At 61.2% G+C, this 16,577-nt stretch carries 13 protein-coding genes; 9 read left to right on the top strand and 4 right to left on the bottom strand.

The genetic code is table 11. The features are described 5' to 3' along the window. Window positions 1-101 precede the first annotated feature (101 nt). The 7 genes from AC2YI2_RS29710 (at window position 102) to AC2YI2_RS29680 (ending at window position 8,049) form a co-directional block, all read left to right on the top strand. The gene (locus AC2YI2_RS29710; protein WP_487390150.1) at window positions 102-1,103 is read left to right on the top strand and encodes an ABC transporter permease; all 1,002 of its coding nucleotides are present in this window, start codon (window positions 102-104) and stop codon (window positions 1,101-1,103) included. Between the two features lie 2 nt (window positions 1,104-1,105). After that, window positions 1,106-2,239 carry an ABC transporter permease gene (locus AC2YI2_RS29705; RefSeq protein ID WP_487390149.1) on the top strand — a complete coding sequence of 378 codons (1,134 nt, stop codon included), beginning with the start codon at window positions 1,106-1,108 and terminating at the stop codon, window positions 2,237-2,239. Window positions 2,240-2,246: 7 nt separating this feature from the next. Further along, window positions 2,247-3,908 (top strand): ABC transporter ATP-binding protein, encoded by a 1,662-nt coding sequence (locus AC2YI2_RS29700; RefSeq protein ID WP_487390148.1) that lies wholly within the window; start codon window positions 2,247-2,249, stop codon window positions 3,906-3,908. 27 nt (window positions 3,909-3,935) lie between these two features. Continuing rightward, a complete protein-coding gene (gene melA, locus AC2YI2_RS29695; protein ID WP_487390147.1) occupies window positions 3,936-5,288 on the top strand; it encodes an alpha-galactosidase in 1,353 nt (450 codons plus the stop codon). Window positions 5,289-5,551: 263 nt separating this feature from the next. Next, window positions 5,552-7,111, top strand: a complete 1,560-nt coding sequence (locus tag AC2YI2_RS29690; RefSeq protein WP_487390146.1) for a sensor domain-containing diguanylate cyclase — start codon at window positions 5,552-5,554, stop codon at window positions 7,109-7,111. Window positions 7,112-7,191: 80 nt separating this feature from the next. After that, on the top strand, window positions 7,192-7,575 hold the full coding sequence (locus tag AC2YI2_RS29685) for a DUF6152 family protein (RefSeq protein ID WP_487390145.1): 384 nt from the start codon (window positions 7,192-7,194) through the stop codon (window positions 7,573-7,575). A 3-nt stretch (window positions 7,576-7,578) separates the two neighbouring features. Further along, entirely contained in the window at window positions 7,579-8,049 is a 471-nt protein-coding gene (locus AC2YI2_RS29680) for a DUF6644 family protein (protein WP_487390144.1), read from the top strand. 2 nt (window positions 8,050-8,051) lie between these two features. Here AC2YI2_RS29680 and betA read toward each other — a convergent pair whose 3' ends face one another. From betA to betC, 4 genes are all read right to left on the bottom strand, one after another. Then, a complete protein-coding gene (gene betA / locus AC2YI2_RS29675; protein WP_487390143.1) occupies window positions 8,052-9,701 on the bottom strand; it encodes a choline dehydrogenase in 1,650 nt (549 codons plus the stop codon). Between the two features lie 215 nt (window positions 9,702-9,916). Next, window positions 9,917-11,380, bottom strand: coding sequence for a betaine-aldehyde dehydrogenase (gene betB, locus AC2YI2_RS29670; protein WP_487390225.1), 1,464 nt, complete (start codon window positions 11,378-11,380; stop codon window positions 9,917-9,919). A 186-nt stretch (window positions 11,381-11,566) separates the two neighbouring features. Then, window positions 11,567-11,824 (bottom strand): DUF1344 domain-containing protein, encoded by a 258-nt coding sequence (locus AC2YI2_RS29665; RefSeq protein ID WP_487390142.1) that lies wholly within the window; start codon window positions 11,822-11,824, stop codon window positions 11,567-11,569. 317 nt (window positions 11,825-12,141) lie between these two features. After that, window positions 12,142-13,665, bottom strand: a complete 1,524-nt coding sequence (gene betC, locus AC2YI2_RS29660) for a choline-sulfatase (protein ID WP_487390141.1) — start codon at window positions 13,663-13,665, stop codon at window positions 12,142-12,144. A 215-nt stretch (window positions 13,666-13,880) separates the two neighbouring features. Between betC and AC2YI2_RS29655 the strand changes: the two genes are divergently transcribed. Together AC2YI2_RS29655 and AC2YI2_RS29650 are read left to right on the top strand one after the other, a co-directional pair. Continuing rightward, the gene (locus tag AC2YI2_RS29655; protein WP_487390140.1) at window positions 13,881-14,768 is read left to right on the top strand and encodes a choline sulfate utilization transcriptional regulator; all 888 of its coding nucleotides are present in this window, start codon (window positions 13,881-13,883) and stop codon (window positions 14,766-14,768) included. 202 nt (window positions 14,769-14,970) lie between these two features. Continuing rightward, window positions 14,971-16,577: bifunctional diguanylate cyclase/phosphodiesterase (locus AC2YI2_RS29650; protein WP_487390139.1), on the top strand; the 1,607-nt coding region annotated here is incomplete at its 3' end.

Here is a 16,577-nt window from a genome sequence, read left to right as displayed (position 1 = left end):
TCCCGGGTGGGCTCCGGTCGGTCTTCGGATCGGCCGGGGTCTGTCTTTCTACCGAACGCAAAGCCGCGAGATTGCGGACGGGTAACTATCGGGACGTGTCGATGTTCAAATTCTTGCTGGTTCGCATTGCCTCGGCCATCCCGGTGCTTCTTATTCTCAGCGTCGTGACCTTCGCGATCATCCAGGCTCCGCCGGGCGATTACAGCGACTATATCCGCTCGCAGCTGATCAACCAGGGCGGTGCGTCCTTCGAGGCTGCGGATGCCCAGGCCAAGGCCTATGCGGTGGCGCACGGGCTCGATCAGCCGATCCCGGTGCAGTATGTCAACTGGATCTGGGGCATCGTCAGCCGGGGCGATTTCGGCCAGAGCTTCTTCTACAACAAGCCGGTGGCGGATGTGGTCGGTGAGCGTCTGCCGCGCACGATCCTGCTTGCGCTGGTCTGCCATATCCTCGCGTCGATCCTCGGCATCAGCCTCGGCATCATCGCCGCCACCCGACAATATAGCTGGGCCGACCAGCTGATCTCGGCGGTCTCCTTCCTCGGCATGACGGTGCCGCGCTTCCTGATGGCGCTGATCATCGTCTATATCCTCGTCTTCCATTTCAATGTCAGCGAGATCAACAGCTTCTTCTCCGCCAAGTATGGCGGAGCGCCCTGGTCATGGGACAAGTTCGTCAATCTTGTGCAGCATGTCTGGCCGGTTGTGGCGATCGCCACTTTCGGCGGCCTCGCCTACAATATGCGGGTGATGCGCGGCAACCTGCTCGATACGCTGAACGCACAATATGTCGAGACGGCGCGTGCCAAGGGCCTTTCCGAAGGCGCCGTTATCCTCAAGCACGCCGTTCCCAACGCGCTCCATCCGCTGGTCATGTATCAGGGCGTCGTCCTGCCCTATATGCTGACCGGCGAGATCGAGACGGCGATCATCTTCGCGCTGCCGACCGTCGGTCCGGCCATTGTCGGCTCGATGTATGTCGGCGATGTCTATGTGACCGCGACCTTCATGCTCGTCCTGTCGGCCACGCTGATCATCGGCAACATCATCGCGGACCTCCTGCTCGTGATGCTCGATCCACGCATCAGATTGGGGGCCTGACCATGACGATCCTGACGCCCCCCGAGAACACGTTGAAGCTTGTGGCCGAGATTGCCGACGACAAGCACAGCGAAAGCTATCTCGCACTCGTCTGGCGCCGGCTGCGGCGCTCGGTGACCGGTATGATCGGCCTTGTGCTCGTCGTGCTTCTGCTTTTGATGTCGGTCTTTGCGCCCTTTTTCGCCCCGGTCGATCCCAAGGGAACGGATATCGGCTTTTCGGCGCCCGATGGCCTTCATTTCACCGACAAGGACGGAAATTTCACCATCCGCCCCCGCATCTATCCTCTCGTCGAAGGCGTCGACCTCGACCCGATCACGTTCCAGCCCCTCATGGGGCCGGACCTTGAGAACCCGGTGGAGCTTGGCTTCTTCGTCAAGGGTTTCGAGTATCCGGTGCTCGGACTGTTCACGATGGACAGGCACTTCTTCGGTGCGCTCGACGGGCGGCCCGTGCACTTCCTCGGCACCGACAAGTTCGGCCGTGACGTGCTCTCCCGCGTCATCTACGGATCGCGGGTATCCCTGATGATCGCGCTGACGGTGGTGTTCTTCGTCACCGTGATCGGCACCACGGTCGGCATGGTGTCCGGCTATCTCGGCGGTACTTTCGATACATGGATGCAGCGCTTCGTCGAACTGATCCTCGCCTTTCCACAGCTGCCGCTCTATCTCGCGCTGACGTCGCTCATCCCGGTCACGGCACCGACCAATGTCTTCCTCGCCTTCGTGATCGTGGTGCTGTCCGGCCTCGGCTGGGCGCAGCTGTCGCGCGAGGTCCGCGGCAAGACGCTGGCGCTTGCCCGCATCGACTATGTCAAGGCCGCGATGGCCATCGGCGCCGGCGACAGGCGGATCATCTTCCAGCACATTTTCCCGAATGTCATGAGCCATGTCATCGTGGCGGTGACTCTGGCGATCCCGAATGTGGTGCTGCTCGAATCCTTCCTCGGTTTCCTCGGTTTTGCGGTCAAGCCGCCGCTGATCTCATGGGGCCTGATGCTGCAGGATACCTCGACCTACTCGGTCATCGGCTCCTATCCCTGGATTCTCGCGCCGGTCGGCTTCGTGCTGATCACCGTCTTTGCCTTCAACGCGCTGGGTGACGGCCTGCGCGATGCCATCGATCCCTATTGAGGTGCCAATGTCCGACGAATATTTCGTACCCGCAGCACGCCTCGATATCAGAGACCCAGCAGATGCGCCGCTTCTGTCGGCGAAGAACCTGGCGGTGCGCTTCAAGGTCGAGCGCGGCGAAATCGATGCCGTCAGAGGCGTTTCCTTCGACATCCATCGCGGCGAGACCGTCGCGGTGGTCGGTGAATCCGGCTCCGGCAAATCGGTGACGGCCCGGGCGATCATGGGCCTGTTGTCCAAGCGCGCGATCACCACGCCGAATTCCCAGATTTTCTACCAGGGCAAGGACCAGCTCAAATGCTCGGCCCGGGAACGCCGGGCGCTGCGCGGCGACCGCATATCGATGATCTTCCAGGAGCCGATGAGTTCGCTCAATCCGGTCTACAAGATCGGTACCCAGATCATGGAGGCGATCCGCGTTCACAACCGGGTCTCGCGCGCCGAGGCGAGGAAACGGGCTACCGCGCTTCTCAAGGAGGTGAAGATTCCTGATCCCGAGGCGCGCCTCGAGCAATATCCGCATCAACTCTCGGGCGGCCAGCGCCAGCGCGTCATGATCGCGATCGCACTCGCCAACAATCCCGATCTGCTGATCGCCGACGAGCCGACGACCGCGCTCGATGTCACGGTGCAGGCCCAGATTCTCAACCTGATCCGCGATCTCCAGAAGTCACATGGCATGGCCGTCATGCTGATTACCCACGATCTGACGGTCGTGCGGCAGTTCTCGGACTATGTCTATGTGATGCGCCGCGGCGAGGTGAAGGAACACAATGCGACGGAAGCGCTGTTCCAGAATCCCCGCCACGACTATACCAAGCATCTGTTGGCGTCCGAACCGCGCGGCCGGGCCCAGCCCATTCCCGATACGTCGCCCATCCTGCTCGAGGGCCAGGAGATCCGCGTCGCCTATACGCTCAAGACCGGCGGCTTTTTCCGGCCGATTTACAAGGAACTGGTCGCGGTCAACAGCCTGAGCCTGTCGCTCAAACGTCATGAGACGCTGGGCCTGGTGGGCGAATCCGGTTCCGGCAAGACGACCTTCGGCCAGGCTCTGCTGCGCCTCATCCACATGGATGCCGGCAAGGTGACATTCGACGGCGCAGATATCGGCGACAAGTCCCGGGACGAGATGCGATCATTCCGCCGCCGCATGCAGGTCGTCTTCCAGGATCCCTTCTCGTCGCTCAATCCGCGGATGACCATCGGCCAAATCGTCGAGGAGGGGCTGGTCGTCAACAAGCTCGGAGCGAACCGCGCGGATCGGCTCGACCGGGTGCGCGATGCGCTTTCGAGCGCCGGGCTGCCGATCAACATCCTGTCGCGCTTTCCGCATGAGTTCTCCGGAGGCCAGCGCCAACGCATCGCCATCGCCCGCGCCATCGCCGTCGAGCCGGAATTCATCCTGCTCGACGAGCCAACCTCGGCGCTGGACCTCTCGGTGCAGGCGCAGATCATCGATCTGTTGCGCAAGCTGCAGGACGAGCGCGGTCTGAGCTATCTCTTCATCTCGCACGACCTCAAGGTGGTGCGGGCACTCTGCCACCGGGTGATCGTCATGCAGCATGGCAATATCGCCGAACAGGGGCTGGTCGAGGATGTCCTGACCAACCCGCAAACCGAATATACCAGCAAACTGGTAAGAGCGGCCTTCGAGGTCGCCGTCTGATTTCCCCCTAATAGCCTGGAGATGACTATGCCCAAAAATCCGAAGATCGCCTTTATCGGCGCCGGTTCGACCGTGTTCATGAAGAACATCATCGGCGACATCCTGCAACGCCCCGCATTGGCGGGCTCCACGATCGCGCTGATGGACATCAATCCGGAGCGGCTGGCCGAAAGCGAGATCGTTGTCGGCAAGATTGTTTCGACGCTCGGTGCAGCCACAAAGATCGAGACCCATACCGACCAGCGCCGCGCGCTCGATGGCGCCGATTTCGTCATCGTCGCCTTCCAGATCGGCGGCTACGAGCCCTGCACAGTCACCGATTTCGAGTTGCCGAAGAAATACGGCCTGCGCCAGACCATTGCCGACACGCTCGGCATCGGCGGCATCATGCGCGGCCTGCGTACCGTGCCGCATTTGTGGAAGATCTGCGCCGACATGATGGAGGTCTGCCCGCGCGCGATCCTGCTGCAATATGTCAACCCGATGGCGATCAATACCTGGGCGATCTCGGAGAAGTTCCCCGCCATCCGCCAGGTCGGCCTCTGCCATTCGGTGCAGGGCACCGCCTGGGAGCTGGCGCGCGACCTTGACATACCGGTCGAGGAAATCCGCTACCGCGCCGCCGGCATCAACCACATGGCCTTCTACCTCAATTTCGAGCACCGCCAGCCGGACGGCTCCTACAAGAACCTCTATCCGGACCTTGTCGCCGGCTATCGCGAAGGCCGCTTCCCCAAGCCCAGCCACTGGAACGAGCGCTGCCCCAACAAAGTGCGCTACGAGATGCTGACCCGGCTCGGCTATTTCGTCACTGAAAGCTCGGAGCACTTCGCCGAATATACGCCGTGGTTCATCAAGGAGGGCCGCGAGGACCTGATCGAGAAATTCGGCATTCCGCTCGACGAATATCCCAAGCGCTGCATCGAGCAGATCGACCGCTGGAAGGAGCAGGCCGAGGCCTTTCGCTCAGCCGAGAAGATCGAACTGACCAACAGCAAGGAATATGCCTCCGAGATCATCAACTCGGTCTGGACCGGCGTGCCCTCGGTCATCTACGGCAACCAGCGCAACAATGGCTGCATCACCTCGCTGCCGGAGAATTGCGCGGCTGAAGTGCCCTGCCTGGTCGACTCGTCAGGCATCCAACCGACTTTCATCGGCGAGCTTCCGGTACAGCTGACCGCGCTCATGCGCACCAACATCAACGTCCAGGAGCTGACGGTGGCCGCCCTCGTCAAGGAGGATCGCGAGCACATCTACCATGCCGCCATGATGGATCCGCATACGGCGGCAGAACTCGACCTCGACCAGATCTGGCGCCTCACCGATGACCTCCTCAAGGCCCACGGCACCTGGCTGCCGGAATGGGCGCGCGGATAGGGGCCGAACGACTCAGCAAAGTAGCCGATACAAACTGGGGGCCGGCGATGCCGGTCCCCAAATGCATTCTGGGACAGGCCCCGAACAACCAAAAAAAGTCCAAGCCTGTGGACAGTCGATAAATTGATGTCTCTCAATAGCTTGGCCCGCTCTTTGATAAAGTATGACCAAGTGCCTTTACAGCCTGTTAAGCCAAGCGGGACCGGCCGGGTCGACAGTCTGTGCCGCGTCGCAATAATGCCGAGCTTCACCAGGAGACCGGCATGTTTGTTCGATTGCTCGATTGCGTGACCGTTGATCACAACCCATTGCTCGTTGGCCTTGCCGTCATTGTTGCCCTTTTTTCCGGCTTCACTTTCTTTCGTGTGCTTGGCCACACCAGGCTGCAGGCGCAGAACACCCAGATCGGCTGGTCGCTGATGGCGGCACTTGTTGCCGGCGGTGGCATCTGGGCAACGCATTTCATCGCCATGCTCGGCTTCCGGCCCGGCCCGCCGGTCAGCTATGATGTTGGGCTGACCCTGATGTCGGGTCTTCAGGCGATTGTCTTCGCCTGCCTCGCCACGCTTCTGCTCTTGTCGCGAAGCGCGATCGCAGCGCTCGCCGGCGCCCTCGTCCTCGGTGTGGCCATCGGCACCATGCATTTCACGGGCATGCGGGCGCTGGTTTTTTCCGGTAGCTTCGAATGGGATCCCGGCCTGGTCACGCTTTCGCTGTCTCTGGGCATCATTTTCGCCGTGGCCTCCATCTTCATGGATCGCCGTGACCCGTCGCTCATCCAGTGCCTTGCCGCAGCCACCCTGTTCGGCGTGGCCGTCTGCAGCCTGCATTTCACGGCCATGGAAGCCGCCGTCTTCAGAACGGATCCGGCGCAACCGGCCGTGAATGGCAATCTCTCCAAAATCCTTCTCGCCCTCACCATCGCCCTGGTCGCCGGTTCGATCGTCGTGTTCAGCCTGGTGACCGTGATGTTCGACCGGCGCGCGCGCCGTGCAACAGCGGATGCTGCGCGAACCAGATCCATTCTGGAGTCCTCGCAGACCGGGATTCTGCTCTGCCATGGCGAAACGATCGTCACGGCCAACAAGATGTTCTGCCAGCTGGCAGGTCTCAAGGGTTCGATTGAAGGCCGGCTCGTCTCCGATTTCCTCAATCTCCCCGTTCCCGGTCATCCCAAGGCACGGCTCTGCGACCAGGAAACCCGACTGAAAACCGAGAACGGAGTATCGATCGATGTCGCGGTCTGCGCCACGCCTGTCCAGCATGACGGCGCACCGCGATATCTTATCGAGCTGCGCGATATCAGCGATCAGAAGCGCAGTCAGGGGCAGATACTGCATCTTGCCAACCACGATGCCCTGACGGGTCTGCCCAATCGGCGGCTGCTGAACACCGAGCTCCACGGCGAGGCGGCGACGAGCCAGGAATTTGCCTTGCTCTGGATCGACCTCGACCATTTCAAGAAGGTCAATGACGAGCATGGCCACGCAATCGGCGACGCTCTCCTCTGTGAAGTGACCCGGCGTCTCCGCCTGGCGCTGGAGGAACGCCATCTGCTCGCCCGCATCGGCGGCGATGAATTCGTGGTCCTGTTCAGGTCTTCGCCGGGCCGGCACGATCCGGCAAAAGCCGCGGAAAATCTGGTCCATGCCATGGCCCATCCCTTTGTCGTCGAGGGCAGGCAGATCCAGGTCGGCGCCTCCATCGGCCTCGCACGCTATCCCGCCGATGCCGCCTCCGCGGAAGACCTGATGCGCAAGGCCGACGCCGCACTCTACGACGCCAAGCGCAGTGGCCGCAGCCGCTGGCGCCAGGCAGCATAGCGCGCGGGTCAACTTTCGGTGAGCCGGTGGCAATCGCGCGCACCAGGGCCCATTCTGTCGGCAGCAGAAGGAGCACCATCATGAATCACCATGCCAGAACTCTCTTCTCCGCGAGTCTCGCTGCCGTCTTGATGGCGACGGCCGCGCTCGCGCATCACGGCTGGTCCTGGGCCGACTCCGACCAGATCGAGCTGACGGGCATCGTCAAGAAGGTGGTGATCGCCCCACCGCATCCGACGATAGACCTCGCCGGCAGCGACGGCGTCAACTGGCACATCGAACTCGGCAATCCGCGCCAGACGGAACGCTCCGGCTTCAATGCGGAGTCGACGAAGCCCGGCGATACGATCACCGTGCTGGGCAACCGCTCGCTTGACCGAGATGAGAAGCGGCTGAAAGCGGTGAAGGTCACCGTCGGCGAAAAAGTCTATGAGATCTATCCGGACCGGATCAAAAGGAACTGACGCGTGGAGTGGGTCGAATGGCTCGGCAGCCTGCCGCATGCCGAGCTCCTGCGCCGCTTTTCCACGCTCTATCTCCTGGTCAATGCCGCCCACATCCTCGGCATCGGCCTGCTACTGGGCGCCATCCTGCCGCTCGATCTCCGGCTGATCGGGGTGCTGCGCCAAGGTCCGATCGCGGTGCTGGCACCGTTCCTCGTTCGCGTGGCTGCGACAGGGTTCGTGCTCGCTATGCTGACCGGGCTGATGTTGTTCAGTATAAAGCCGACGGAATATGCGGGAAACCCTGCCTTTCTCGCCAAGGTTGGACTGGTCGTCATCGGCCTCCTCAACGTCGTGGCGCAACATCGGCACGCGGGTGGGCGGTGGATGGGACGGGGCGAAGAACCTCCCACATCCGCGCGTCTGCTGGCCGGCCTGTCCTTCGCCATCTGGCTATCAGCCTTGGTTGCGGGCCGCTGGATCGGATTTATGTAGGCCTACCGATCGCTCACTTCCCAGCGCGGATTGATCCATGGCTCCTGGTTCGATCGCGGCAGACGCGGCTTGCCAAGAATATGATCGGCTGCCTTCTCGCCCGTCATGATCGAGGGGCCGTTGAGATTTCCATAAGTGAGCTTCGGGAAGATCGAGCTATCGGCGACGCGCAGGCCATCGACGCCGATGACCCTGGTGTCTGGGTCGACGACGGCCATGGGATCGTCCTTCGACCCCATCTTGCAGGTGCCGCACGGATGATAGGCGCTTTCGAGATGCTCACGCAGGAAAGCGTCGATCTCGGCATCGCTCTGCACTTTCTCGCCGGGCTGGATTTCGGGACCGCGGAAATCGTCGAAGGCCTTCTGAGAGAAGATCTCGCGGGTCAACCGCACGCAATGGCGAAATTTCTGCCAGTCTTCCTCGTGGCTCATATAGTTGAACTTGATCACCGGATCGGCCATCGGATCGGGCGAACGGAGGGTCACGGCACCGCGCGACTTCGAGTGATTGTAGCCGACATGGACCTGGAAACCGTGGCTCTTGGCGGCCGCGCGGCCGTCATAGGAGATGGCGACGGGCAGGAAGTGGAACTGGATGTCGGGCTGCCGGACGCCCGGCGCGGAGCGCACGAAGGCGCAGCTTTCGAACTGGTTGGAGGTACCGAGGCCCGACTTGCCGAACATCCACTGTGCGCCGGCCACGCCCTGCCAGAACCAGGGCAGCCAGGAATAGAGCGAGACCGGCTTGGTCGAGATCTGCTGGAAATAGAATTCCATATGGTCCATCAGGTTGGCGCCGACGCCTGGGCGGTCGACCTTCACTTCGATGCCCATTTCCTTGAGATGCGCCGCCGGTCCGATGCCCGAGAGCATCAGGAGCTTCGGCGAATTGAAGGACGAGGCTGAGACGATGACCTCGCGGTTCGCCTTGACGATCTCTATATTGCCGCCGCGTTCGATCTCGACGCCCACGGCGCGACCGTTCTCGATGACGATGCGGCGGGCGAAGCAGCGGACGAGTTCGACATTGTCGCGCTTCATGGCCGGCCGGAGATAGGCCGACGCGGCCGACCAGCGACGACCCTTGTGGATCGTCTGCTCCATCAGCCCGAAGCCTTCCTGCTTCTCGCCGTTATAGTCCTCGGTCGTCTCGAAGCCCGCCTGCTTGCCGGCTTCGACGAAGGCGCGGACCAGCGGGTTCTTGGCCGGACCGCGCTGGACATGCAGCGGACCGTCGGTCCCGCGCCAGCCCTCTTGCCCGCCCTTGGAATTTTCCTGACGTTTGAAGTAGGGCAGCACGTCGGCATAGGACCATCCGGTCGCGCCGCTCTCGTCCCATTTGTCGAAATCGTCGGCCGAGCCGCGCACATAGACCATGCCGTTGATCGACGACGACCCGCCGATGACCTTTCCGCGCGGCGCGGTGATGCGGCGATTGTTGAGATTCGGCTCGGGCTCGGAGAGATAGCCCCAATTGTACATTTTCATGCTCATCGGCCAGGCGAGCGCCGCCGGCATCTGGATGAACGGGCCCATATCCGAGCCGCCATATTCCAGCACCAGCACGGTGTTCTTGCCGTCCTCGGACAGGCGGTAGGCGAGCGCCGACCCTGCCGAACCCGAACCGACGATGACGTAATCTGCCTGCATGAAATTCCCCTGATTATCGTCTCGGCTTGGGCTTTACCCCTCACCAAGCGCGCCCAGGCATTCGACCTTCGGTCTCATGCGGGCTTGCTATCCTCTCCCACAAGGGGAGAGGTAAACTCGCGGCACCCTACCTCTCCCCTTGTGGGAGAGGATACGAAGGCCAGGTGAACGTAGTGAACCTTTGGCCGAAGTTGGTGAGGGGTTAAACCTCGCCCTCAATACGGCGCTTCGACCTTCCCCATCGCCACATAGACCGTCTTCAATTCAGAATAATGATTGATCGCCGCAAGCGAATTCTCGCGCCCGAAACCCGACTGCTTCACGCCACCGAATGGAATTTCCACCGGGCACAGATTGTAGGTGTTGATCCACACCGTACCCGCCTCGAGCTGATCGACCACGCGATGCGCGCGGGTCATGTCATTGGTGAAGACACCGCCTGAAAGACCGAATTCGGTGCCGTTGGCGCGCTCCAGCACTTCCGCCTCATTGTCGAAATCGAGCACGCACATGACCGGCCCGAAAATCTCTTCGCGCGCAATTGTCATGGCGTCGGTCACGTCGGCGAAGACGGTCGGCTGGATGTAGCAGCCCTCTGCCGACACAGAATTGGGGATCGACCCGCCGGTCACCAGCGTCGCGCCCTCGGCCTTGCCCTTTTCGATATAACCGAGAATCTTCTCCTGCTGGGCGCGGTTGATCACCGGCCCCATCTGGGTCGCGTAATCCTCGGGATCGCCGATCGTGATCGCCTCGGTGCGGGCCTTGAGCCGTCTTAGGAACTCGCCCTTCACACCCTTCTGCACGAAGACGCGGGTGCCGTTGGAGCAGACCTGGCCGGTCGAGTAGAAATTGCCGAGCATGGCGCCACCGACGGCCGAGTCGATGTCGGCATCGTCGAAGACGATCAGAGGCGACTTGCCACCGAGTTCCATGGTGACATGCTTGAGGCTTCCGGCAGCGGCTTCCGCCACCTTGCGGCCGGTCGGAACGGAACCGGTCAGCGAGACCTTGTTGACGTCGGGGTGGTTGACCAGCAGCGGACCAGTCGAGCGGTCGCCCTGGATCACGTTGTAGAGGCCCTTGGGCAGTCCCGCCTCGACGAGAATCTCTGCGATCTTCAACGCGCCGAGCGGTGTGTTTTCCGACGGCTTGAACACCATGGCATTGCCGCAGATCAGTGCCGGCGCGCCCTTCCAACAGGCGATCTGCTGAGGATAGTTCCAGGCGCCGATACCGACGCAGACGCCAAGCGGGATGCGCTTGGTATACGCCCAGTCGGCACCGAGCGGGATGTGCTCGCCATTGAGCGCGGCACCGGCGACGCCGCCGAAGAATTCGAAAGCATCCGCCCCCGAGGTCGGGTCGGCGACAATGGTTTCCTGGATCGGCTTGCCGGTATCGAGCGTCTCGAGATTTGAGAGTTCCTCGTTGCGCTCGCGCATGATCTCGGCGGCGCGCTTGAGGATGCGGCCGCGCGCGGTCGGGCTCATCTTGGCCCATTCGACCTGCGCCTTCTTGGCCGACGCCACCGCCCGCTCGACGATGGCAGGGGTTGCGGCATGGAGGCGCGCGATCACTTCGCCGGTTGCCGGATAGATGCTCTCGAACACCGTGCCTGCGGTGTCCTCGACATAGTCGCCATCGATGAAATGGCTGGCTTTCGGCTGTGCGCGCATCATGCTCCCCTGCCCGGTCGTTGCCGGAATTCATACTGTAGGGAGCATATAGGGGAGAGGCGTCTCACGCATCCTTTTTGGCGGGCCAGATTCCGTCCCATTTGCGACAGGAATCCGACCCTGGAAGCCACGCTGAGCCGATGATACCGCGCATGGCCACCGCCATGCGCGGCAATCCGGTCATCGTTACCGGACGATCGTCACCATCTCGGCCTGAAGCTTCTTGCCTGTCTTCTGATAGGCCACTTTCACCTTCTCGCCGGTCTTGATGCCCGGATCCTTGAAGTTCGACGGCAGCACGAACTCGTCGCCGTTGGCGAGCGTCAGTGACTGGCCAGCATGATAATTCTTGACGGTGCCGGTCACCGATATGCTCGCGGCGAAGGCTGCGGGAACCATGGCGATGGATGAAAGGATGACTGCGGAAGCAAACAGAGCACGCATTGGCGTAGTCCTCTTGATCATATGCACTGACGTGATGTGATGGATCGTGCATTTTCTCGATGAAAACGTCTGAAACTGTCGCGTCGCACCGATGGTCTAGAAAAGTGCCGGCAGTTTCCGTTTCCGAGAGCGATTTTTACGCCGAGTTTTTTCAAACTCAACTTAAACAATTTTCATATGTTCTTGGTTTATTCGGCAAAATATTTAATGTATTCTTTTGCCATATTTGCCACGATCAGAACGATGATCCCCGATTGCGGCAAATTCTGGCAAGGTGGAGGCGCTGCGGCAAAATGACGTGCGGCGGCGGACGAGCTTCACTCGCCGCGTGGATAACGCTTTGATTCCTCGAGATTGTCGAGGTTCATGTGGTTGCGCATATAACGCTCCGATGCCTTCTGCAGCGGCTGGTGGTCCCAGGGATAATAGGCGCCGTTGCGCAGCGCTTCGTAGACAATCCAGCGACGCGCCTGGCTCTCGCGCACCTCGGCATCGAACCGCGCCATGTCCCAGCGGCCGAGCGCCATCGACTGGAAATGACCGAGGGCGGCGGCATGGGCAGGATCGGCGGCGAGATTGTTGAGCTCGTGCGGATCGGATTCAACATCGAAGAGCTGGTCCGGGTCGAGCGTGCAATGGACATATTTCCATTTGCCCTCGCGGATGCCGATCAGCGGCGCATAGGAGCCCTCAGCGGCGTATTCCATCAGCACAGGCGAAATGCGCTCCTCGCCATTCAGGACTGGTACGAGGCTCTCGCCATCGGTCCAGGGCATGATCTCGGTCATCGATATGCCGGCGATATCGGCCAGCGTCGGTGCAATATCGAGATTGGAAACCGGCGCGCGGTGCAGGCCGGCACGAATGTTCGGCCCTGCGATCATCAGCGGCACGCGGGCCGAGCCTTCGAAAAAGCTCATCTTGAACCACATGCCGCGCTCGCCCAGCATGTCGCCGTGATCGGAGCAGAACAGGATGACGGTGTCGTCGAGCATTCGGGTCCGGGTCAGCGTGTCGATTAGCTCGCCGACCTTCTCGTCGACATAGGAAATGTTGGCGAAATAGCCGCGGCGGGCGCGGGCGACATGCTCCTCGGTAATGTCGAACTGGGTATAGTCGCAGGACAGCATAAGGCGCTGCGAATGCGGGTCCTGCTTGTCGAACGGGATGGCGCCGACTTCCGGCAGAAGCTCGTTGCGGCCCTCATAGAGATCCCAGAACTTGCGGCGCGCGACGTAAGGGTCGTGCGGATGGGAGAAGGATACGGTCACGCACCACGGGCGCCGGTCGGCATCATCATTCTCGCGGCTCAGCTGATAGAGCTTCTGGTTGGCCAGGAACGCGACCTCGTCGTCATATTCCATCTGGTTGGTGATCTCGGCGACGCCCGCGCCGGTCACCGAACCCATATTGTGGTACCACCAGTCGATGCGCTCGCCGGGCTTGCGATAGTCGGGCGTCCAGCCGAAATCGGCCGGATAGATATCGGTGGTCAGCCGCTCTTCGAAGCCATGCAACTGGTCCGGCCCGACGAAATGCATCTTGCCCGAGAGCGCGGTGTAGTAGCCCGCACGACGCAGGTGATGCGCGAAAGTCGGGATCGAGGAGACATATTCGGCGGCGTTGTCATAGACCCGCGTGCGGCTCGGCAGCTGGCCGGCCATGAAGGACGCGCGAGCGGGGGCACAAAGCGGTGAGGAGGTATAGTTGTTGCGGAAGCGGGCGCCCCGCGCGGCGAGCGCCTTGAGATTCGGCGCGTGCAGGAAATCGGCGGGACCGTCGGGAAAGAAAGTCCCGTTCAGCTGGTCGACCATGATGATGAGGATGTTCGGGCGAGCCATATGCGGTCTCCTTGAAATCAAAGGCGGCATGATGCGGCGCCAGCGCGGTAGCGGTCGAAGCGGAAATGCGGTCCTCTAGGGTCGGGACACTAGGGTGCGGCGCTTCCGGAAGATGGTGTCCATTGCCATTCTCCGGTGCTTCACGCAACCTATTGATATCCAAATGAGGCTCGTGTGAAGCGGCCGAAATTTGATGGCGGATGAAAGGATTTCTTATGGCTGACCGTCCCCTGGACCTGGGATGGCTTCGCATCATCGCCGAGGTCGGCCGATCCGGAAATCTGACGACGGCAGCGCAACGCCTGCGGCTGACGCAACCCGGCGTGAGCTACCAGATCCGCCGCATCGAAGAGGAGCTCGGCGTCCAGCTGCTCGACCGCCATCATCGGGGGGTCAACCTCACTGAGGAAGGACAGCGACTCTACGAGTTAGCGTCACGGCAGGTCGCGGAGATCGATCGGCTGGCCAAGGACATCCGCGCGCGGCATAAGAAGCCGACGATCCGATTGCATACCGACTACGCTTTTTCGTCGCTCTGGCTCATGCCGCGCATGCAGGATTTCCGCGCGCGCCATCCGGAGATCAACATCCAGATCGTCGCCACCCAGAACCCGCTCGGCCAGTTGACGAACGAAGAAGACGTCGTGGTGTTCTTCGGGACGCAGGCCAAGGCCGGCGACGGTGGCATGCTGTTGCTGTCGGAAAGTGTGACACCGGTCTGTGCGCCCGACTTCCTCGATCGATACGGCGGGGTCTTTAAAGGCGAGGATCTCGCGAGGTCAAGGCTCATCCATCTCGATAGCGATTCCTCCTCCTGGTTCGACTGGAACGCCTTCTTCGCGCGACTCGGACTGCGTCGCGAGGCCGAAAGGGAGCAAGGCGATATCAGCTTCAACACCTATTCGCTTGTGATTCAGGCTGCCATCAGTGAACAGGGTATTGCGCTTGGCTGGACCGGTCTGGTCGATGAGATGATCGCCAACCGCGTGCTCGTTGCCGTCGGCCCGACGATCGAGACGACCGATCGCGGCTACTGGCTTCTCGCCACCAAAAGCAAGGAGACAGCCGCTTCGAAGCTGGTCGGCTGGCTGCTTTCGCAATGACGACGAAACAATAGCACAACTCCACGGTGAGGCGCCCCGTCTAGCCCTCCCGCCGCTGCGGTCGGTCCGCGCATTGCCAGTGGTTGTGCACGGCAAGCATCCACCAATCTGTCACGAAAGCTTCATCTTCAGAAAACGATTTATTGAACATTTCCAATAAGTTTGGAGGCCAATACCTCTAGGCATTTTCATTGGAGCTTTCATGTCTGCCGCTGCCGAACGCATCGCTTTTCCTGTCCGATATGCGGGCGAGAAACTGCTCGCCCTCGGCAAGACGGTGCTCGACAGCGCCTTCCAGCCGATCGTCGAGGTGACCACCGGCGCCACCTTCGGCTACGAGACGCTGCTGCGCGGCCATCAACAGCTCGGCTTCAATTCGCCGCTCGACCTTATCGACCGCCTGGCGGAGACCGGACAGCTCGCTGCGCTCGAGCAGATGATGTCCGGACGGGCGCTTGCCAAATTCACCTCGATATCAGGCTATCGCTCGTCGACATTGTTCATCAATCTCGACTTCCGCCTCATCCCCCAGGGTTCGGCACTGCTCGACATCCTCCTCCAGCATCTCCGGGTTCATGGCATCCCACCGTCCTCGATCTGCTTCGAGCTCTCCGAGCGTTACGACAACACGGATATCCCCGAATTCGCCGAACTCTTCGCCAAGATGCGGCGGTCCGGCTTCAAGATCGCGATCGACGATTTCGGCGTCGGCCGCGGCGAGTTCAAGCTGCTCTGCGACTATCCCGTCGACTATCTCAAGATCGACCGCCATTTCATCGACGGCCTGGGCGATGCGCCGCGCAAGCAGCACCTCGTCCGCAACATCGTCAATATCGCCCATACGCTCGGCATCCGTGTCATCGCCGAAGGTGTCGAAACGGAGGCCGAATTCCTGGCCTGCCGCGAGTTCGGCGTCGACATGGTGCAGGGCTGGTACATCGCCCGGCCCTCGGTGAATGTCGAGGATCAGCGATCCTCCTTCCTGCATCTCCGGCATCACTCGAAGGCGCGCGGCAGCGGCGGTTCGCTTGACGAGCTCCTGATCCGCAAGCAGATCGAGAGCCTGCCCTTCGTCTACGAAAATGACTCGATCGAGAAGGTCTTCGAGATGTTCCGGATGAACCCGGAGCACAGCTATTTCCCGGTTCTCAACGTCAATGACGAGCCGCGCGGCATCATCCAGGAGACCCAACTCAAGGAATTCATCTACCATCCCTTCGGCCGGGACCTGCTGAAGAACCGGGATTATCTCAGGCCCGTGTCCTTCTTCGTGAAGAATGCCCCGATCATCAGCCTCGATTCCGATACGGAGGATCTCGTCGCTGCCTTCGCCAATATGGATGGTTGCCACTGCGTCCTGCTGACCGAGAACATGCGTTATGCCGGCGTGGTCTCCGCCGCCTCGCTCATCCGCATTCTCAATGAAAAGCAGCTCAAGACAGCGCTCGACCAGAACCCGCTGACGGGACTGCCGGGCAATCTCGCCATCGTCGACTTCCTGCGTCATGCCTGCGCCGATGCGGATCAGGTCCGCTATCTCTGCTATTGCGACTTCGACAATTTCAAGCCGTTCAACGATCGTTACGGCTTCCATGCCGGCGACCACGCCATCTCGCTTTTCGCCGCGCTGATGCGCCGCTATTTCTTCCATGACAACGAATTCATCGGCCATATCGGCGGCGACGATTTCTTCATTGGGCTCAAGGGCATGTCGGAAGAGGAAATGCTGCATCCACTCGGCCGCCTGCTCAACGATTTCGTGACCGAGGTGATGACGCTCTATTCCGACAAGGAACGTCACGACGGCTA

This window comes from Rhizobium sp. SRI_017, from assembly GCF_057586295.1.
Note: the sequence above shows the minus strand (reverse complement) of the source record. Positions and strands in the feature narration are given on the sequence as shown.

Bases quoted from the DNA above. Each gene is read 5' to 3' on its own strand.
- AC2YI2_RS29685 (WP_487390145.1), top strand. From the start codon at position 7,192: ATGAATCACCATGCCAGAACTCTCTTCTCCGCGAGTCTCGCTGCCGTC.
- AC2YI2_RS29690 (WP_487390146.1), top strand. From the start codon at position 5,552: ATGTTTGTTCGATTGCTCGATTGCGTGACCGTTGATCACAACCCATTG.
- AC2YI2_RS29700 (WP_487390148.1), top strand. From the start codon at position 2,247: ATGTCCGACGAATATTTCGTACCCGCAGCACGCCTCGATATCAGAGAC.
- AC2YI2_RS29705 (WP_487390149.1), top strand. From the start codon at position 1,106: ATGACGATCCTGACGCCCCCCGAGAACACGTTGAAGCTTGTGGCCGAG.
- melA (WP_487390147.1), top strand. From the start codon at position 3,936: ATGCCCAAAAATCCGAAGATCGCCTTTATCGGCGCCGGTTCGACCGTG.
- betC (WP_487390141.1), bottom strand. From the start codon at position 13,665: ATGGCTCGCCCGAACATCCTCATCATCATGGTCGACCAGCTGAACGGG.
- betB (WP_487390225.1), bottom strand. From the start codon at position 11,380: ATGCGCGCACAGCCGAAAGCCAGCCATTTCATCGATGGCGACTATGTC.
- AC2YI2_RS29710 (WP_487390150.1), top strand. From the start codon at position 102: ATGTTCAAATTCTTGCTGGTTCGCATTGCCTCGGCCATCCCGGTGCTT.
- AC2YI2_RS29665 (WP_487390142.1), bottom strand. From the start codon at position 11,824: ATGCGTGCTCTGTTTGCTTCCGCAGTCATCCTTTCATCCATCGCCATG.
- betA (WP_487390143.1), bottom strand. From the start codon at position 9,701: ATGCAGGCAGATTACGTCATCGTCGGTTCGGGTTCGGCAGGGTCGGCG.
- AC2YI2_RS29655 (WP_487390140.1), top strand. From the start codon at position 13,881: ATGGCTGACCGTCCCCTGGACCTGGGATGGCTTCGCATCATCGCCGAG.